This is a genomic window from Winogradskyella marina (assembly GCF_015645385.1).
Classification (GTDB): Bacteria; Bacteroidota; Bacteroidia; order Flavobacteriales; family Flavobacteriaceae; genus Winogradskyella; species Winogradskyella marina.
Genome location: NZ_JADOET010000001.1, coordinates 18,323 through 37,816 on the forward strand (window position 1 = coordinate 18,323; position 19,494 = coordinate 37,816).

General features: G+C 31.7%; 22 protein-coding genes and 1 other RNA gene. 9 read left to right on the forward strand and 14 right to left on the reverse strand.

All coding sequences use genetic code 11. The features are described 5' to 3' along the window. Positions 1 to 12: 12 nt before the first annotated feature. Together ITJ86_RS00070 and ssrA are read left to right on the forward strand one after the other, a co-directional pair. A complete protein-coding gene (locus ITJ86_RS00070; protein ID WP_230080172.1) occupies positions 13 to 636 on the forward strand; it encodes an RNA polymerase sigma factor in 624 nt (207 codons plus the stop codon). 388 nt (positions 637 to 1,024) lie between these two features. After that, positions 1,025 to 1,420, forward strand: a transfer-messenger RNA (tmRNA) gene (gene ssrA / locus ITJ86_RS00075). A 232-nt stretch (positions 1,421 to 1,652) separates the two neighbouring features. Here ssrA and ITJ86_RS00080 read toward each other — a convergent pair. The 8 genes from ITJ86_RS00080 to ITJ86_RS00115 form a co-directional block, all read right to left on the reverse strand. Continuing rightward, the gene (locus ITJ86_RS00080; RefSeq protein WP_195869563.1) at positions 1,653 to 1,916 is read right to left on the reverse strand and encodes a hypothetical protein; all 264 of its coding nucleotides are present in this window, start codon (positions 1,914 to 1,916) and stop codon (positions 1,653 to 1,655) included. Between the two features lie 490 nt (positions 1,917 to 2,406). Beyond that, complete coding sequence (locus ITJ86_RS00085) at positions 2,407 to 2,550, reverse strand: hypothetical protein (RefSeq protein ID WP_195869564.1); 144 nt, start codon at positions 2,548 to 2,550, stop codon at positions 2,407 to 2,409. Beyond that, positions 2,540 to 2,692, reverse strand: a complete 153-nt coding sequence (locus ITJ86_RS00090) for a hypothetical protein (RefSeq protein WP_195869565.1) — start codon at positions 2,690 to 2,692, stop codon at positions 2,540 to 2,542. Before ITJ86_RS00090 ends, ITJ86_RS00085 begins: the two co-directional genes overlap by 11 nt. Before the next feature lie 3 nt (positions 2,693 to 2,695). Beyond that, entirely contained in the window at positions 2,696 to 3,370 is a 675-nt protein-coding gene (locus tag ITJ86_RS00095; protein WP_195869566.1) for a hypothetical protein, read from the reverse strand. Between the two features lie 129 nt (positions 3,371 to 3,499). After that, a complete protein-coding gene (locus ITJ86_RS00100; protein ID WP_195869567.1) occupies positions 3,500 to 4,933 on the reverse strand; it encodes a DNA primase family protein in 1,434 nt (477 codons plus the stop codon). A gap of 8 nt (positions 4,934 to 4,941) precedes the next feature. Further along, positions 4,942 to 5,217: a helix-turn-helix domain-containing protein gene (locus ITJ86_RS00105; RefSeq protein ID WP_195869568.1), complete on the reverse strand. Its 276-nt coding sequence runs from the start codon at positions 5,215 to 5,217 to the stop codon at positions 4,942 to 4,944. 96 nt (positions 5,218 to 5,313) lie between these two features. After that, on the reverse strand, positions 5,314 to 6,087 hold the full coding sequence (locus ITJ86_RS00110; protein WP_195869569.1) for a hypothetical protein: 774 nt from the start codon (positions 6,085 to 6,087) through the stop codon (positions 5,314 to 5,316). 62 nt (positions 6,088 to 6,149) lie between these two features. After that, positions 6,150 to 7,535, reverse strand: a complete 1,386-nt coding sequence (locus tag ITJ86_RS00115; RefSeq protein WP_195869570.1) for a phage integrase SAM-like domain-containing protein — start codon at positions 7,533 to 7,535, stop codon at positions 6,150 to 6,152. Between the two features lie 285 nt (positions 7,536 to 7,820). Between ITJ86_RS00115 and ITJ86_RS00120 the strand changes: the two genes are divergently transcribed. After that, a complete protein-coding gene (locus ITJ86_RS00120; RefSeq protein ID WP_195869571.1) occupies positions 7,821 to 8,363 on the forward strand; it encodes a DUF922 domain-containing protein in 543 nt (180 codons plus the stop codon). 259 nt (positions 8,364 to 8,622) lie between these two features. Here the strand turns inward: ITJ86_RS00120 and ITJ86_RS00125 are convergent, their stop codons facing one another. The 3 genes from ITJ86_RS00125 to ITJ86_RS00135 form a co-directional block, all read right to left on the reverse strand. Beyond that, the gene (locus ITJ86_RS00125; protein ID WP_230080173.1) at positions 8,623 to 9,486 is read right to left on the reverse strand and encodes an endonuclease/exonuclease/phosphatase family protein; all 864 of its coding nucleotides are present in this window, start codon (positions 9,484 to 9,486) and stop codon (positions 8,623 to 8,625) included. Between the two features lie 47 nt (positions 9,487 to 9,533). Further along, positions 9,534 to 10,346: a glycerophosphodiester phosphodiesterase family protein gene (locus ITJ86_RS00130; RefSeq protein WP_195869572.1), complete on the reverse strand. Its 813-nt coding sequence runs from the start codon at positions 10,344 to 10,346 to the stop codon at positions 9,534 to 9,536. Between the two features lie 119 nt (positions 10,347 to 10,465). After that, complete coding sequence (locus ITJ86_RS00135; RefSeq protein WP_195869573.1) at positions 10,466 to 10,894, reverse strand: FKBP-type peptidyl-prolyl cis-trans isomerase; 429 nt, start codon at positions 10,892 to 10,894, stop codon at positions 10,466 to 10,468. Positions 10,895 to 11,143: 249 nt separating this feature from the next. Here ITJ86_RS00135 and msrB point away from each other — a divergent pair, with 249 nt between their 5' ends. The 5 genes from msrB (at position 11,144) to ITJ86_RS00160 (ending at position 14,239) form a co-directional block, all read left to right on the forward strand. Then, the gene (msrB, locus tag ITJ86_RS00140) at positions 11,144 to 11,599 is read left to right on the forward strand and encodes a peptide-methionine (R)-S-oxide reductase MsrB (RefSeq protein WP_195869574.1); all 456 of its coding nucleotides are present in this window, start codon (positions 11,144 to 11,146) and stop codon (positions 11,597 to 11,599) included. Then, positions 11,596 to 12,141, forward strand: a complete 546-nt coding sequence (gene msrA / locus ITJ86_RS00145) for a peptide-methionine (S)-S-oxide reductase MsrA (RefSeq protein WP_195869575.1) — start codon at positions 11,596 to 11,598, stop codon at positions 12,139 to 12,141. Before msrB ends, msrA begins: the two co-directional genes overlap by 4 nt. Before the next feature lie 88 nt (positions 12,142 to 12,229). Next, positions 12,230 to 12,715, forward strand: coding sequence for a peroxiredoxin family protein (locus tag ITJ86_RS00150; RefSeq protein WP_195869576.1), 486 nt, complete (start codon positions 12,230 to 12,232; stop codon positions 12,713 to 12,715). Between the two features lie 41 nt (positions 12,716 to 12,756). Further along, positions 12,757 to 13,125, forward strand: coding sequence for a peptide-methionine (S)-S-oxide reductase (locus ITJ86_RS00155; protein WP_317190604.1), 369 nt, complete (start codon positions 12,757 to 12,759; stop codon positions 13,123 to 13,125). 157 nt (positions 13,126 to 13,282) lie between these two features. Further along, positions 13,283 to 14,239, forward strand: a complete 957-nt coding sequence (locus tag ITJ86_RS00160; RefSeq protein ID WP_195869577.1) for an aldo/keto reductase — start codon at positions 13,283 to 13,285, stop codon at positions 14,237 to 14,239. A 4-nt stretch (positions 14,240 to 14,243) separates the two neighbouring features. Here the strand turns inward: ITJ86_RS00160 and ITJ86_RS00165 are convergent, their stop codons facing one another. From ITJ86_RS00165 to ITJ86_RS00175, 3 genes are all read right to left on the reverse strand, one after another. Further along, a complete protein-coding gene (locus ITJ86_RS00165) occupies positions 14,244 to 16,676 on the reverse strand; it encodes a protein-disulfide reductase DsbD family protein (protein WP_195869578.1) in 2,433 nt (810 codons plus the stop codon). 140 nt (positions 16,677 to 16,816) lie between these two features. After that, positions 16,817 to 17,227, reverse strand: coding sequence for a rhodanese-like domain-containing protein (locus tag ITJ86_RS00170; protein ID WP_195869579.1), 411 nt, complete (start codon positions 17,225 to 17,227; stop codon positions 16,817 to 16,819). Positions 17,228 to 17,254: 27 nt separating this feature from the next. Continuing rightward, positions 17,255 to 17,563: a rhodanese-like domain-containing protein gene (locus ITJ86_RS00175; protein ID WP_195869580.1), complete on the reverse strand. Its 309-nt coding sequence runs from the start codon at positions 17,561 to 17,563 to the stop codon at positions 17,255 to 17,257. 483 nt (positions 17,564 to 18,046) lie between these two features. Here ITJ86_RS00175 and ITJ86_RS00180 point away from each other — a divergent pair, with 483 nt between their 5' ends. Beyond that, positions 18,047 to 19,447 carry an anthranilate synthase component I family protein gene (locus ITJ86_RS00180; RefSeq protein WP_195869581.1) on the forward strand — a complete coding sequence of 467 codons (1,401 nt, stop codon included), beginning with the start codon at positions 18,047 to 18,049 and terminating at the stop codon, positions 19,445 to 19,447. Positions 19,448 to 19,494: the final 47 nt, after the last annotated feature.

Below are 19,494 nucleotides of genomic sequence, written 5' to 3' on the forward strand. Positions count from 1 at the left end.
ATTAATTTCCCAATGAAATATTACATAATGCTAGATTTTTCAAGAGATAATACAAAGTTAATTGAAGCGCTAAAAAGCGGAAACACAAATGCCTACACTTTTTTAGTGAAGCAGTACAACCAAAAATTATGTGTTTATGCATTTAGCTTATCGCATGACCACGATTTGGCACAAGATATAGTGCAAAATGTATTTATTCGCACATGGCAACAACGCCATAAGCTTAAAAGCGAATTTGTTATACAGCGGTTTCTCTATAAATTAACTTATAATGAATTTATAGATCAATATCGTAAAATGAAATCTACAGTTATGCTCGAAAAAAAATATATTGATGCACTTGATACTATTTTGGAAGAAGAAGATCATAAACCTCGTTTTGAAAAATTAATCGATTTAGTAAAAACAGAAATAGAAAATCTACCTCCTAAATGTAAACAGACGTTTTTATTAAGTAAACAAGAAGGATTAACGAACATTGAAATTGCGGAATACCTAAATGTTTCAATTAAAACGGTAGAGGCACAAATAACTAAAGCATTTTCAATTATCCGTAAAAACACAAAGGCAAATAGTAACAGTATTATGTTCTTACTTTTCGGGAAGAGTTTCGAAAAACTTTTAAACAAAATCTGATATTCTTTGATTTTTTTTTAGGATTTACCGTAATACAACGAAACGAGCTAATATCATCACACGAGGTCTTACTAAAAGCATTCAATAAAGTAATTAAATCTTTAATTCATTGTTTTAAAAAACGATAATTTTTTTTTTATTGACAACCTTTAATTATTCATACATTAAACTTAAACACAAGCAGAACCTCACAAGGGTGGCAAATGAGTTTTTCATTTTAAAATTTTTATTAATCAATCGACTAATTCAAAATAAATTTGAAACCATATAAGTTAAGAAATTTATAAAACAAGTTTGGTATAGCCTTTGCATTATTATTTTCATTAATTTTGCATTCCTTATTCAGATAATAAATCTTGATAAGATTTCTGCTTTCGCAGAAACTTATGGGGTCGACTGGTTTTGACAGCGAGATTAATTAAATGGTAAGCACGTGGTGTAATGGCATTGACACACCTAAAAGGCTAGACCAAATTTTAAACGGCGAGAATAACTACGCTTTAGCTGCATAATCTGAATTATAGTAAGATTCGTGCTCATTCCTACTAGGTAGGAAGGCTAAATGTCTCCGAAAAGCCCTAGTCAGTGGCGTTTCTGCATGAGGCATCGTAAAAATTGACTAAGATTGGGTAGTGCTTTGATGCCCTTTCGAGATTAAAAAGCTAAGCTTAAAGTGGGTTGTCTTTAACCAGCTTTAAGTCGAAAACCCAAGAAAAGAATAAACGTGTAGAAAGCCCTTTGGTTACTTGTTTGGACGAGAGTTCGATTCTCTCCGACTCCACTATTAAACCCCGTAAAGTCAATGTTTACGGGGTTTCTTAATTTTATTTGTACGGTAAATGTATTGTTATGTATTCAGTACGGTAATTTCATATAAAAAGTAGTACAACTTTACTCAAAAAAAATGTTTTTAAAAAGGTGCATATTTTACATTTTCTGCACTAATCTAAAAATAACATATACCCTATCATTAAAAAAAAGGTTTTCTAAAACATACATTTTTTACATTTTCTGCACTAATTCAAAAATTTAGCTGCATAATTATTAGAAGTCTGTAAGGCTATCTTTTTATATAAATCAATTTGAATAGTAGATAAATTGTAATTATTTACAAAGTGCTTTGTTACTGTTCCTGTAATATTTTGCAACATTTCACTTTGAAGCACTTCTTTTATTGAATTATCTAAAGGAAATAACTCAATATCTATTTGCCTCTTAAACTCGTTAAACGCTTTGCGTGTAGCTTCTTTGCACATGGTATGTAGTAAGTCGGTATTCATATAAGCGGCAAGTAATAATTATTAGTAAGCTACAAATAAGCTCTTTTAAGAGGGGTTAAGCCGTTATCTATATACTTAGTCGTATTGGTTCGGGTATGGCTGTCTGTGGTTATCTGTGTGGATGTGGTGCGTGCTGGTGTGTGTCTTTGTAAGTGGCAAATGATAATAAGTATCTGCAATTGTTCACAACGTGTAGATAAGTCGTGCGCTTATAGGTGTAACTACGCAAAAACATTTTAGGTACTTTGACGGGTATCTATCTGATAAGCAAGATGTTCCGCTCCGCATAACACATTCACTTAGCATATATTTGAAATATTGTTACATTTGAAGTTATTAAGAATGATTATAAATAGCATTTTTATTTAGAACGCTTATAAATAAAGGTTTTGCGAAGGCTTTATTATAAATGTAACAAATCTATATAACACATAAAAAAAAGCCTGCTATCATTAAGATAACAAGCCTTTTAATACAAATAACAAAAATTCTAAATTTTGCGCTCCAGCATAACAGTTAGATAGTCATCATAAACAACTAAATTACCTTTCACTTGCCAATTATCCGCAGCTAGATCGTTAATTTTATCTTGTAACTCGTTAACATCATGCTCTCTAATTACTTTATATTCCATGATATGCCATTTTAATTTGATATATGCCATCAATATTGATAACGTTACCAATAGGTTTATATCCTTTCGCATTGTGTTTTATAATCTCATGCTCAAGAGCTGTTTGCGTTTCTGCTTCTAATATTAATTCGTCTGTTTTCATAGCTTACTGAATTATTAAAATATTATCAAAATTTAACTCATATTTACTTAAATCCCTCTCTAGGTCTTTAATGTATTTCTTAATCGGTTCAAGTGTAGATTTATATTCTAAACCTAAATTTCTGCATGATGTTATATAAGTATCTATGTTATTAATTAAATCAATTTGTTTTGAATTAACCGCATAGAGTTTATAAAATTCATCCGAAACGCTTATATCATAGTTATTGCCTTTAATAGTTAAGAAGTCAAATACTTTGTATTCTTTTAATTTAGGTGCTTTTTTTAGGGCTTCTTTATGTGCCGCAGTTATATTAAAACCTCCATACCCACACGTTTTATAAAAACTATTATTTACAGAATAAAAGGTATGAGGTTTGTCTATTAGCTTTTTATAAGTTTGCTCCAACTCTTGCAGCACCTTATCGGTAAACCCGCATAAGTCTAGGTATTTAGATAAAATGAATTTCGAGTTTTGCTTTTTACATTCTTTTTTGTGGTAAGAATTAAATATTTCGGTGAAGTTTCCCTTAGATAATTGTTCAAGTGTAAAAGATGTTTCAACTCCTTGATTCTTTAGTTCCGTTTGGGCTTTCTTTAAAATATCTATTGTGTGACCGATTACATTTTCTTCAAATGAATGGTGTTCTGTTTGGTTGTAATTTAAAAGTTTTTTCATGTTTATTGATGCCTCATTTTTTGAGGTCTTTTTTAAATATTGATATTATATATAATTGTATTGTGTGTGAATAGTGGCAATTGCTAAGGATCATTAACCCATATAATGAAACTCATAGTATTAATAGGGTTATTTTGCCGCTACAACATAACCAACCGCAGCACGTTTAACATATAATTTATGATGGTTCAAACGCTTTTTAAAATTGGTCTTATTCACGGCTTTAAAACCATCCTCAAAACAATACGCTCGATATTCGTCATACATCTTTTTAACAAGTGTAGTATCTCTTAAACTAGGTTTATAACCATACTCATCAATAAATGATTTCACGCTGTCCGATTCGTTCTCGTAAATCTCTCGCATTGATTCAATAGCCTTGCTATATGTGAAGCTCTTTTGTAGTAAAACTCGTTGCAGGCCATCTAAAACCCAATTAAAAACGCCGCTTAACTCATTGTTAATAATCTTGTTTGCTAAGTCTTTATCCTGGTCTTTTTCTGCAATAGTTTTATCAAAATGAAGTATTAAAAAACGTCTAAAAAATGCGTTGGTATGTTCTACATCTCTAGGCAATGTATTACAGTTAAACATTAGTTTAGCGTATTGAGTTAAGGCAAACGGCTCTCCGTATGGCAAACGTGCCTCAAGAGGTTCGCCGCTTATCATTTGTTTAAATACATCGGTTTCCATTTTGCCATTTAACTCACTTGCATAATTTAAAAGCTTATCTCCAATTTTTGCACGATAGTAACCGTTATCATTAGTTAAAGATTGTAAACTATAATTACTAATATTTTCCCGATCCAATAAAGCACTAACTATCTCGAATACTACACTTTTACCGTTTGCACCTGATCCAAATAGAATTAAAACTTTTTCTAATTTTAATACACTAGGATTTATAAAAATGTAACCTAAATATTCGGCTAAAACTTTTTGCTTTGTTTTGTCGGCTAAAACTTCATCTAAAAATTTTTGAAAAATTGGTGCTTTTGCTTTGGGGTCGTATTTGAAAGGTAATTGATGCGTTAAAAAGTCATTAGGATTAAAAGATCTTAATATTTGTTTACTGGCTGTTATTTCAAAAGTTCCATTAAGCAAGTTTATAAGCGTTGTTCCTTTACTTGCTGTTGGGGGTTCTAAATAAGCGGCACTTACAAACTGGTTATATAACTGCTCTTTAAAAGCATAATATTTAGCTGTGTTTACTTCAATACCTGACTTTATAGCTGCACAACCTAAAAAGTTTTGAAATTTAGGTTTCTCTATCTGCTCCCAATATTGACCGTTATACAAATAGATAGCACCGTTTTTTATACAAATATTCCATGTGTTAACCGCAGCAACTTTTAATATTTCATCTATTACGATAACTATATAATCACTCCTATTTAGTTTCGCACCTTTAATCTCACTATTCCCGTACTTAATTTTAAAAAAATTCAGTTTTGAAACTAAACTAAGTAATTCGCTAATTATCTCATCTTGAGATTTTTTTGTATATTTAACCTGTAAATCCTCTGAAAAATTTTTAAGGCTATTTGTGTTTTTTATACTCATCTAGCCTTTTATTTTGTCTTTAAAGGAATTAAACTTTCTAAGATTTCCGAACGTTTATAATACCGTCTTGATCCAGCAATACCATAAGCCGTAATTTTGCCTTGATTTTGCCACGTCCATAATGTAGAGGGGTTTATCTGTAATAACTCGCAAACTTCATCACGTGTAAGTATTTCCTCGTGCGTTTCTTTGCTTAATAGAGATTTAGAAAACTCTTTAAATTTTTGTTCTAGCGTTTCACTAAACAAACTTTTTGCCTGATCGGCTGTAAGTAATTGAACCATGTTAAACTGTGTTTTGAATTAATAATTATTCAAATATTGTTTAAATGGCTTGTCACTTTATTAGTGTCACCGTGTCAAATAAGTGTCAATTATTGATTAAGATTCTGTTAAATGGTGTTTATTATAATTCTGCTCAAAAACAGGGCTGATGTCTATATTTTTTTCTTTACAGTATTCAACTATTTTTTTGTAACGTACTTTTGTATAAATATTTTTTTTACCGCCTAAAAAAGTATCATTTATATACTGATGAGGTGTGCTAATTTCCACTCCTAATTCTCTAGGTGAATATTCTTTATCGTTATATAAAATTCCTTTTACTGGATGTCGGGTAATTAAATTTTGAGCTACTAAACTAGCAAAATATAAATATTGTTCTTTGCGTATTTTACCCGCTTTACTTTGTGCCGCTCCATACTCCAATAAAGAAGTATTCACTAAGTTTTTTAACTCGCTCAAAATATCAAATAGTAAATTATTAAAAAATATTTGATACATACCTAATAAATTATAATACTCTTTTTTTGATAAAAGTTTATCACTTACAAAAGATTGAGTTTTTACGTGTGCATCTTTAGATATTAAAGCAAAGTAATTTATAACTATGCTTTTATCCCCATTAGATAACTTATTAAATGATTCATATATTAAATAAATTCTAGATGTTAAAGATATATACCCGTTCCAATTTTCAGAAACTTTAAATTTTTGTAGGTTGGAAAAATGATTTTCAATTTCTAAAACACTTAAATTTTTCGGGTTCGCTGTTTTGTCATCTAAAGGATAATAAGCGGCAAAATCTTGAGGGGAAATATTCCTAATATCTGAAACTAATAAAATAAACTCATCTATATTTTTATGTAAATCCATATTGTAAAATTGTGTTTTGTGCAAAAAATGTAAAAAATGATGCTTTTTAAAAACCTTTTTTTTTAATCAAAATATTTATACGCATCCTTTGCTTTGTCTTTTTCTGACTTCTGCAAATAGTTAAGAAATTGAATTTCAGATGAATGCCCAGTTATAGCAATTAAATAACTGGTTGGTACTTTTCCATAGTGTAAAGTTGCAAACGTTCTACGTCCTATATGACTGCTGACAAGCTCCCATTTTTCAAACTCTCCTGCAACATCTCTATAATCGTTTTTAGTAGGTTTCTTTTTTTCGGGTGCTATACAAATACGCTTTTTACCTTTACATATTTCGTTAAGTCCAGCAAGCTCGCAAACCTCTTTTATATAATCGTTATACTTTTGGTCTGAAATTCTACGAGGGAACTCGCCTTTATTAGCATTTAATATTTCCCTTGCCGCTCTCGGTACTGGTATTGTCATTATCTTATCCGTTTTCACTTGTGTAAATTCGAGTAAATGTTTACCATCTTCAATGCGGATCATATCTTTAGTAAATCTCATAAAATCCGAAACTCTTTGCCCTAAATAACAAGATAGTAACAACCATTTACGAGCGTTATCTAAATAATCATGTGGCAAATTGACTTTTTTAATAGCTTCTAAATCTTCATTCGTTAAATAGATATGCTCTATTTTCTCCCTTTTAAAATTCAATTCCTCTAATTGATAACTAACTTCTAAACCACAATATTTAGCATAAAAACAAAAGGTTTTAATCATTACAAACTCTCTTTGTATTGTGTTTTCTGAATATTGATTTAATAAATAATAATTTTCAAATTCCTTTTTAAAATCCTCGTTTACATCTTTAATTAAAATTTGCTTTTTTCTGTAAGATTCAAAACGTATCATTTTATTCTGAACAACCTTATATTTTTTTTTGGTGGCTTCTCTTCCGGCACCAATTTTATTGTCTAGGTAATAATCTATAAACGAAATTAAATCTTTGGGTTTTTCTTTTACTTCTTGAGGATTGTAGTAAGTATTAATACACTCTTTTAACCAATCTTTATTATTAGTAATATCGGTTTCATTTGCCACATTAAAAGAATTTAGAACGTGCCTTTTAATATTAGCCATTTCCGTTTCTATTTCTATTTTTTTATTGTCAAGGTCTATGCCTTTTAAAATTTGATTAGACTTAATACGTTTATCGCTTTTTTTGTAGAATTTATTAAAATATGCTTTAGCATTTAAAAAGGGATTTTCTTTTAACTCGACATTACTATAAATGCTTAATTTGGTTTTTGCATCTTGTACAACGTCCGTATAAGGAACTTTTATTTTATCCTCTTTTTTTCTCTCCTTTATAATTGAAGGTGTTTTATTATCTCTATATAACAACCGAACGGTTAACGGTGCGTTTTCTTTTGTACTTCTATATAAAAATTTAACAGTTGCCATAAATAAGGGTTTAAAACTTACCGTACAAATATAGCTTTTTTTGTATTGTACCGTACAATTTAATACAACTTAATACAATTCAATCAAATATTTTTAATTACGCAAAACCTTTGTACGTATTGTTTTTATTGGTAATTTTGAATAATAACGGGATATTAAAGAGCTTACAATATTGTACTACGTGTTCTCTCCGACTCCACTAAAATCCTTGTATTATTTATAAATACAAGGATTTTATTTTTTATAAGCATATATTGTCATAAAACGTATTACCACTTCTTACGTATGAAAAAACCAACAACATTTTACTATATCTTAATACTTCTATTTATATCAAAACATATAAACGCACAAACTACAGTAGAATGGTCAAAAGACAGAAAGTTAACTTGGTCTGATTTTAAAGCCAGTCCAAACGAGGATATTTTAGCCTATGCCTTAACATCGTACAAAATAGAAATACTTCCTAATGATATTATGGTTGATGCCAATGAAAATATTCAAAATTATGAATCCTTAACTGTTGTTGCTAATTTTTATACGGACCACTCTTGGGTATATGAAGAAAGCCCTTATTTACTTTTACATGAACAACTTCACTTTGACATAGCAGCATTATATGCTTTCAAAATTCGTGATGCATTTGAAAAACTAAAAGAAGAGAAAAATGCCAATTACAATGCTTATGTAAACGTATATCAAAAATTATGGGCAGAATGTTTGCAAACGCAATCATTCTATGACAACGAAACAAAACATGGTCAATTAGTGGAAATCAACAATTCTTGGATTGATAAAATCACGCAACAAATACAAGGTTTTGAATAAAACATAAGACGAATTTAATTTCGGATGGCCTATGTTCTACGCAATTGAATACATTATTAAAGGTGGTTCATTCCTATGTCATGCACTCTATTGTACAAGTTATAGAATTTCAGCATAAATGGGAACGAGTGCAGATTCTAGATCTGATCATACCGCCTTTAGAACGGTCGCCACAGTAGATGTGTTAGTTGACAAAGAACAACAATAGTATTTAATTTTTACGAAGCATATCGTTTTAGTGATTGCAGTTAACTAATACCTATTTTAAATCAACTTCAATATAAACAGGAAAGTGATCTGAAGGAAACTTAAAATCTATGGCACTAGAAAACACAGCATATTTATGCACCTTGACATGTGGTGTTTTTGAAACGAAAATATAATCGATTCGTCTTGTTACAGGTTCGCTATAGTTAAAACCATTAAATGTACCATCTGCACCAAACTTTACGGCAGCTACTTCTTTAGCATCTGATAAGGTTGGCAATAGTTCTGCTACAACATCACTATTAGGTTCAACATTAAAATCACCCATGAGAAATACAGGATAATTTTCGGTGTTTTCTGAAGCTATTTTTTGTAAAATTAGTTTTATACCTTGGTGTTGCGCTTCACTACCTACATGATCTAGATGTGTATTAAACACCCAGAATTTTTCATCATTCTCTACCGACGAAAATAATCCATAAGTACAAACTCTTGGGTATGCAGCGTCCCAACCTTTTGAGACAATGCTAGGTGTTAAAGACAGCCAAAACGTGTGTTGTTCTTCAACTTTAAGTGTTTTAGAATTGTAATAGATAGCAGAAAATTCACCTTCTCCATTTCCATCTCTTCCTTCACCTATAAATTTATAATCTGGTAAAGCAACATTTAAATCTGAGATTTGATTTGGCCTCGCTTCCTGAACTCCAAGAATGTCTGGACTTAGAAATAACACCTGAGTGTTTAAAAAATCTTTTCGGTTTGGCCATGCATTTTCACCATCTGAAGCGAGATCTAAGCGTATATTGTAAGTCATTACCTTTAGACTATCGTTATCATTTCTAGATTCCGGTTGGTACAATTTTGGGTTACAACCCAAAACCATAAGACTAAGAATGACTAATATAATTCGATTCATGTATTCGTTTTTCTAATAATTCACCTAAACCTTAAATATACTGAATATTACTCTTTAATAATACTCTTAGAAATCACCTTTAGTCTTTCAAAGGTTAATTCAGGTTCATCTGTGGTTATATAATCAAATTCTTCTGTTAATAACCAGTCGATATCATTTTGTTTATTTACAGTCCACGAATTCAATTTAAGATCTAAAACTTTAGCTTCTACAATCCAATGCTTATTATTTTTTAGTTTCCAAACCGCATAATCTAATCCTGTTATACCATCAGTTTTTAATTCTTGTGGAGATTTAGATCCATCGAGATATAAGACTTTCGATTTAGGTTCAATGTCTTTAATACGTTTAATAAGCTCGTAACTAAAACTAATATAATAAGAGATATAAGCCTCAGCTTCTAGTTCTTTAACTAAGGCTACTGTTTTTTCAGCAATACGTATATTACGACCTTCAATTTTAGAAGGTTTTAATTCGCACACTAATGCTGTTGTGCTATTATTGGTCATACCTGCAACAATATAATCTCTTAAAGTTGGCAGTATCTCACCATTAGACAACTTGTGTTTAGCTAATTCGTTATATGTTGAAGTTTCAATATCTAAACCAGCATAATCGGCATCGTGCGTTACAATTAATATGTTATCTGCCGTCATACGAACATCAAACTCAGAACCTGTACATTTTAAGTCAATGGCTTCTTTTAATGCTGCCACTGAATTTTGTGGTAAGTCTTTGGCTTTCCAAGCACCTCTATGTGCAACAACAGGATTATCTGCAAAGGAAATTTCAGGATTTTGTGTTGTGGAGCTGTATGAAAAAAGCTCAATTCCTATAAATAACGTAATTAAATGGCGCATTAATTAAATGATTTAAAAAAAATGAATTTATTTTAGAACTAAGAGCTCGTCCTTTTATAAATAAAAAAAGACCTGCGAAAATTACATCACAGGTCTCTTATATGCTAAACAATTCGTGTTTATTTAATCTCAACTAATTCAAGATCAAATACCAACTCTTGTCCTGCTAATGGATGGTTTCCATCAACAACAATATGATCTTCATTTACCTCAACAATTTTGAATGGATGCTCATTACCTTGTGCATCTTTAGATACTAATCCTAAACCAACTTCTGGCTTTACTTCTTCAGGAAGTTGTGCATTCTCAACTTTGTGAAATAACTCTTGTCTCACTTCACCATAAGCTTCAGTTACAGGAATATCTACTGTTTTTTTATCGTTCACTTTCATATCGATAACAGCTTTTTCAAAACCAGGAATTAACATACCTTGTCCTAATGTAAACTCTAAAGGCTCACGCTCTAAAGAACTATCAAAGACTTGTCCGTTTTTTAATTTCCCAGTATAATGTACTTTTACTGTATCATTTTCTTTTACTAAACTCATAAACTTCTTATTTTCATTTAAATGTGCTGCAAAACTATTATTTATCATACAGAAAAAAGAATGATGGACTATGTTTTATGAGTATTTAAGAAAAACTTAACGTGAATCATTAGCTTAGCTCTATTATAATGTAATTTAAAAGTGGTAAATTAGATAGAATTTGTAACTGCAAGGAATTGAATACCATTTCGACTACAGTTACCTTAAACATAAAAATTAATTCATTAAAACCAGAAAGGACATTTACTTATGTTAACTTGGAAAGATATCATCAACTTTTCCGTTAAAGGAAACCCAACTCCAGACAGACGAGTTGAAAAAACAGAAGCCGAATGGAGAGCCCAATTGTCTCCAGAGCAATATAGAATCACAAGACAAAAAGGAACTGAGCGAGCGCACAGTGGCGAACTTTGTACCACCTATGACGAAGGTAAATACAATTGCGTCTGTTGTGACACTCCCCTATTTGATTCTACAATTAAATTTAGTTCTGGCACTGGATGGCCAAGTTTTACACAGCCTATTAAAGAAAATGCCATTAAATACGAACGAGATACCACGTTAGGAATGGTACGTGTAGAGGTAATGTGTAATACTTGCGACTCTCATTTAGGTCATGTGTTTCCAGATGGACCAGAACCGAGTGGTTTGCGTTATTGCGTTAATTCAGAATCTATGATTATAGACAAGGAGACTGCCAAATGATAACTAAAAACTTACAAATCGCCACAGTGGGCGGAGGCTGCTTTTGGTGTACAGAAGCCGTTTTTCAGGAAGTAAAAGGTGTAGAAAAAGTGGTTTCCGGATATTCTGGAGGCAATGTACCTGGCAGACCTACATACAGAGAAATTTGTTCTGGGTTAACTGGCCATGCAGAAGTGGTTCAAATTACTTTTGATGCTAACATAATAACTTATGAAGATATTCTAATCATTTTTATGACGACGCACGATCCAACAACACTTAACAGACAAGGAGCTGATCGTGGCACACAATATCGTTCTGTGATTTATTATCATGATGATAAACAAAAGACTGTCGCAGAAATTGTGATAAAAGAATTAGAACCACATTATCCGAATCCTATAGTCACTGAATTATCAGCTGTTCCAACTTTTTATGAAGCAGAACAAGAACATCAAGATTTTTATGAGAACAATCCTGATTTTGGATATTGCAGTTTTGTAATCGATCCAAAAATAGCGAAACTAAGAAAGCTTCATGCCGACAAATTAAAATCGGCTTAGACTGAACTTAGGTAAAAAAACAACGCTCAGGCAATTCAGTTATAGAATGGCCTGAAGTGTTAATACGTCTAATGCAAAAAACCATAAGATGTCAATTAGAACTCAAGAATTGTTTAGAGCACCCGAATTTAATGTTAATCATTGGGTAGATGCCAATGGCAATAAAGCGAAAGCCATTAATCTATCAGATTTAGAAGGAAAATTCAAAGTCTTATTCTGTTTTCAAAGCTGGTGTCGTGGTTGCCACAGTAAGGGTCTACCTAATTTAAAAACAATGGTTGATGCTTTAGAAGGAAATGATAAGGTTGTATTTTTAGCCATTCAAACTGTTTTTGAAGGTTACGAAATTAATACTTTCGATAAAATGTTAGCCACTCAAAAACAATATGATTTAAAGATTCCTTTTGGTCATGATGCTGGGAAAGATGACAAATCACAAAGTAATATTATAACCAATTATAAAACTGGCGGAACACCATGGTTTATTTTTATAGATACGCATAACAATGTGGTGTATAGCGATTTTCACCTCTATGCTAGTTCTGCGATCAACTTTTTAGAAACCATACGATAATTGGATTTATAATAAAAGTATTATCCATTGGAATTAAATACATGTATAAAGAAGCTAAAATAGCATTAGGAGGTGGTTGCCATTGGTGTACAGAAGCTGTTTTTCAAGCGTTAAAAGGAGTTGCAAACGTATCACAAGGCTTTATAGCATCTACAAATGAAAACCAAACATTTTCTGAAGCTGTTGTTGTTCATTTTAATCCTGAAGCGATTTCTCTTCAAACCTTAATTAAAATTCATTTATATACACACAAAAGCACGTCTGCACACGCTATGCGAGATAAATACCGTTCTGCAGTTTATTATTTTTCAGACATTCAAAAAGCTAAAATTGAAAATATATTGCAGATGCTCCAAGCAGATTTCGAAAATACGATTATAACACAAGTATTACCGTTTTCAATGTTTTAACCATCTCGAGAAGCCATTCAGAATTACTATCAAAAAAATCCTGAAAAACCTTTTTGCGAACGCTTTATAAATCCTAAATTGAAACTATTATTGAAGAATTTTTCAAATCACGTAAATTTTGATGTCATCCCAAATAAAATAAAGCACACATAAAATAATGAGCACTACTAAATTAGGATTAGGTTTAGCCGCTTTAGGTCGTCCAGATTATATTAATATTAGGTCTAAAAATGATATTGATAAATCTGTTGCTGCGTTTAAAATGAATGCAGCTCAGGTTTTAGATGACAGTTACCAAATGGGAATTAGAGATTTTGATGTTGCTCCATCATACGGTTTGGGCGAACAATTTTTGTTAGATTGGAATACCTCTAGAAACCATAAAGACGTGAGCCTGTCTACAAAATTTGGTTATACCTATGTCGCCAATTGGGAGGTTGGATTTTCTGGCAAGCATGAAATTAAAGAACATTCTATTGAAAAGTTAAACGAACAATGGGGTGTTTCCAAAGGACTTTTACCAAATTTAAAAATCTATCAAATTCATTCTGCTACCTTAGATAGTGGAGTTTTAACCAATGATGCTGTTCTCGCTAGATTATACGAACTAAAAGAAGAACACCAACTTAAAATCGGACTATCATCTAGTGGAACAGAACAAGTAAAAATCATTGAAAAAGCTCGAAAAATTAGTTTTAATGGTGAAGATTTGTTTGACAGTTTCCAAGTGACATTTAATCTTCTTGAGCCATCAACCTATACTGTTTTAAAAGCTCTATTAGCTGAAGGAAAAACTGTAATAATTAAAGAAGCCTTAGCAAATGGCCGTGTATTTAGAAATGATAGCTTTCAGAATTATGTTGAAGCTTATGATTACTTAGAAACGCTTTCTAACAAATATAAAGTAGGTAATGATGCCATTGCCATTCGTTTCATCATGGATTATTTAAACCCCAATTTGGTGTTGAGTGGTGCATCAGATTCCAATCAATTAAAACAAAACTTAAAAGCTTTAGATTTTAAATTGACAACAGATGAAGTGACAACACTGAAATCATTTGCCGTTTCACCAGAACTTTATTGGGAGGAACGAAGCAACTTAGAATGGAACTAAATCTTTAATCCTTAAAATTTCCAATCCCTTCCTTTAACCAAGCATCATATTCCTTAATATTTGGTGTGTAAGCTGTTGGTTCGTTTAGATTTTCTTCATTATGATCCATTAACACATAATAAGGCTGCGTATTGGTTTTATATCTAATAGTTTGGAATTCGCTCCATTTTTGCCCAACATTTCTTAATTTTTTTCCTGGTCTTAATTTAGAGTCTGGTGCTTCACCTTCGGGGAAATCAATTTGCTCATCAACATACAATGAAATAAGAACGATATCATTCTTTAGGTGAGATAAAACGCTAGGATCTACCCAAACATTTTGTTCCATTTTACGACAATTTACACAAGCCCAACCTGTAAAATCTAACATCACAGGTTTTCCAACTTTTTTAGCATATGCTAAGCCAGTTTCGTAATCGTTAAAAGCTAAAATATCGTGTGGAGCTAATAAATGTGCACCTTCTGGAATATCTGTGGTACTCGCGGAACCTCCACCTCTAGAATTTCCAACACCATAAGGAGATTCTGAATAATCTAATGGAGGTGGAAACGCACTTATAATTTTTAACGGTGCTCCCCAAAGTCCAGGAATCATATATATGGTAAACGTTAATGTGAGTAAACCTAGTAGTAAACGACCTACGGAAATATGCTTTAAAGGCGAATCGTGAGGCAATTGAATTTTACCAAAAAGGTACAGTGAAAGCGTTCCAAAAATAGCAATCCAAATCGCGATAAATACTTCACGTTCTAAGAAATGTAGTTGTAAGACTAAATCGGCTTGTGATAAAAATTTAAAAGCCAATGCCAATTCTAGAAATCCTAAAACCACTTTCACGGTATTTAACCAACCACCAGATTTTGGTAAGGAATTTAACCAACCAGGAAACGCTGCGAATAAAGCAAATGGTAAGGCAATTGCCGAAGAAAATCCTAACATTCCAATTACAGGAGCAACACCGCCTTTTGAAGCCGCTTCAACTAAAATAGTTCCTACTATAGGACCTGTACAAGAAAAAGAGACTATCGCTAAAGCTAAAGCCATAAAAAATATACCTAAAAGACCTCCTCTATCAGCTTGTTTATCGGCTTTGTTTGCCCAAGAATTTGGAAGCACAATTTCGAAAGCTCCTAAAAACGAGATGGCAAAAACCACTAATAATATAAAGAAAATGACATTAAACCAGACGTTTGTCGCTAAAGCATTTAAGGCATCAGCACCAAAAATAGCCGTTATTATAGTTCCTAATAAGACATAGATAACAACAATTGATAAACCATAAATTACAGCATTTCTTATGCCTCTTGCTTTAGATTGACTTTGTTTTATAAAGAAACTTACCGTCATTGGTATCATAGGAAATACACAAGGTGTTAACAAAGCCACAAAACCTGATAAAAAAGCGATAATAAAAATAGACCACAAGCCTCTGCTAGAATCTTCTTCTTCAGAATCTGCTGTACCAGATTCATACTTGTCATCTATACCTTTTGTTTCTGCAGTGGTTGACGTTAAATCGAAATTTAAATCAACATAAGTTGGAGCCAAACACTCAACATCATCACAAGCCATAAAACTAACTTCACCTGTAACTGACGTAATATCTGCATTTACAACTTTAATTTTCTGTCTAAAGCTCGTTTTGTTTTTAAAGTATTTGATCTCCATATCGAAGACCTTATCCAAACTTTTCTCACCTTTTTCTTCAACAGTATTACCATCTAATTCTACACCATCTTTCAATGTATATTCAAAACTTGTTGGTATTGGACCACCTTCATCAACACTCTGCGAGTATAGTTTCCAGCCATTATCTATGGTTGCAGATGTTACCAGAACAAATTCAGAATCAGAAATTTTTTCAACCGAAGTACTCCATTTAACAGGCTCTAAAATTCTAGGTGTTCCTCCTATTACGTTAGTAGTGCTCGGTAAACCTAAAGACAGTTGTGGAGCATCGTCCTCAACACCCTTAGCGTCCTCTATATTAAATTGAAGATCTATAAACGTTGGTGGCAAACATCTTTGGTCGTCGCAAACCATAAACTCTACTTCACCTTCCACTAACGATAATTCGTTGTTTAAAACCTTAATGCGTTGTACAAACTCTGCTTTATGATCAAAAAATTTAATTTTCATCTCAAAAACAGGATCATCAACAATTTCACCTTCATCTTCAGTTGTTTCACCGACTAACTCAAAACTATCATTTTCTGTAAATGAAAAACCAGTAGGAATTGGTCCATTTTCTGGTACATTTTGAGAATACAAATGCCAACCAGCATCTATCGTAGCCGTTGAAATTAAATCGTATTCTGTATCAGAAACTTTCTCAACCTTAGTCTCCCATTTTACTGGGTCGAAAACTTGAGAGTATAAATTAAATGAAAAACAAAATGCCAAAAGGCACAGCAGAAATACTTTTTTAAAATCCATATACGACAGGTTAATTTTGCAAATGTAACAGATGTTATTCTGTTTTCAGATTACAGTCGTCTAATTTATAAAAACCTTAAGATTTAAAGAAGGATAATATAGAGTATAAAAAAACCGAACACTTGGCTCGGTTGGTAAGATTATGATTTAACTTTAATATTCAGTTTATCTGAGTGTTTCCATTTTGAAATTCCACCTTCAAGGTCATAGATTTTTTCAAATCCAGCGTCTTTTAATTTCTTTGCACATCTCGCGCTTCTTCCTCCAGATTTACAATACAAAATTACGGGTTTACTTTTATCGAGTTTTGAAATATCCTCATCAAACGTAGGTGACATAAAGTCTATATTCTGAGAGTTTGCGATATGCATCTCTTCATACTCTTTTGGTGTTCTAACATCTATTAATTGCACATCTTCTTGCTCTAAAATAGACTCCATTTCATCAGCAGATACAAGTTGTACCTCTGTATTACTAAGGACCTTATCTAAGCAACTCGTGCAAAGACCGACCATTAATAGGAAACAACAAATTGTAACGACTTTTTTCATGGTTATTTATAATAATATTATAGTTTTTTAAGCAACGTCACCTTCCCACTCACTAAATCCACCTAAAAGGTTATAGGCGTTTTCAATTTCTAATTGATTCATAATTGCACAAGCTTGTCCACTTCTATTCCCAGACTTACAATACACATAATAGTTTTTAGATTTATCTAATTCTTCAACTTCATTAATAAAACCTTGTCCTTTAAATATATCAATATGAATTGCATTAGGAATCATTCCTTGATCAACTTCATCTTGTGTTCTAACGTCTAAAACAACAGCATTAGTATCTGCTTCTAATTGTTTTGTCCATTCTTCTTGTGATAAATCAGCCATTTTTCTTATTCTATATTTTTAGCAAAATTAACATTTCATTATGATATAGACGAAAAAAAATGAGAAGTGTTACATTCTAACTTCAATATTTAACAAATTTCAACTTAAAATAAAATCTATACTATTTCTAAAACGCAGAAAACAATTCGTGTAACAGACTATATAATGTAGTTTCAAAGTCGTTTAGACCTCAGTTATTTTAAAAATTTACAACTTCACTTTTGAATAATTTATAAAAATTAAAACAAATATTTGAATTTATAAATTATCATTTCTATATTTGACCATATTATGAAAACAAATACAAATCATACTTGGTGGTGGAATTTCTCAAACTTACGTTCGTGAACTAATCCTTAGTATGTAATACTTATATAAAAAAAGGCTTGTCTTCACGACAAGCCTTTTTTAATTTAACATGGCTTAAGAAGCTATTATATTGAAACGCATCTCTGTTTAAAGAGATATTGAATTTGACATAAAATGAAAACATTTAGTTTAAACACACATTATAAAAAAATTTTAGCGGACACCATTACTCCTGTGAGTATCTATCTAAAAATTAGAGATAAGTTTCCTAATAGTATTCTCTTAGAAAGTAGTGATTATCACGCCAACGACAATAGCTTTTCATATATCTGTTGTAATCCTATTGCTTCTATAAAAGTGGAAGGCGATACCATTTACCAAACGTATCCAGATGGTAGTTCTAAAAGTAATTTTGTTGAAACCGTTGGTGTTGTTGAAGAAATTCACAAATTTACGCAACGTTTTAAAGTAGATGCTAACGAAGAATTCAAATTTATTAACAATGGCATTTTTGGTTATACGGCTTACGACGCTGTAAAATATTTTGAAGACATTGAGATTTCAAAAAAAGATAATTCAGTTAGTATTCCAGAAATATATTATGCGGTTTATCAAAATATAATCGCGATTAATCATCAAAAGAATGAAGCATATATTTTTGCACATTGTTTTCATAACGAAAATAATATCGATGACATCTTACAATTAATACAAACGCGTCAGTATGCATCGTACGATTTTAAACCAAAAGGCGACATTAAATCTAACCTCACGGATGACGAATATAAAGCGAATGTAGAACTCGCAAAAAAACATTGTGGCAGAGGAGATGTATTTCAGTTGGTATTATCTAAACAGTTTTCGCAACAATTTAGTGGAGACGAATTTAATGTCTATCGTGCACTTAGAAGTATTAACCCCTCACCTTACCTCTTCTATTTTGATTATGGAAATTTCAAAATATTTGGAAGTTCGCCAGAAGCTCAATTAGTAGTGAGTGAAGGAAAAGCCGAAATTCATCCTATTGCAGGCACTTTTAAACGTAGTGGAAACGACCTTAAAGATGCCGAACTCGCAGAAGAATTAATAAAAGATAAAAAAGAAAATAGCGAACATGTTATGCTTGTAGATTTAGCCAGAAATGATCTCAGCAGACATGGCAGTAATGTTACTGTTGAAAATTACAGAGAAGTACAATTCTTCTCGCATGTTATTCACTTAGTGAGTAAGGTTACTGGAACTATTCATGAAAATACAGATACCATGCAAGTGGTTGCAGATACGTTTCCGGCAGGAACTCTAAGTGGAGCACCAAAACACAAAGCTATGCAGTTGATTGAAAAATATGAAAAAACCAGTAGAGGTTACTATGGTGGAGCAATTGGCTTTATGGATTTTAATGGTAATTTTAACCACGCTATTATGATAAGAACTTTCTTAAGTCAAGATCATAAATTATTTTGGCAAGCAGGTGCAGGTTTAGTTGCAAAATCAAATCCAGAAAGCGAATTACAAGAAGTTTATAATAAACTTGGTGCCTTAACAAAAGCGATTGAGCAAGCAGAAAGTATTTAGTTAATTTGTCATTCCTGCGTAGGCAGGAATCCATTTTAAAAGATTAA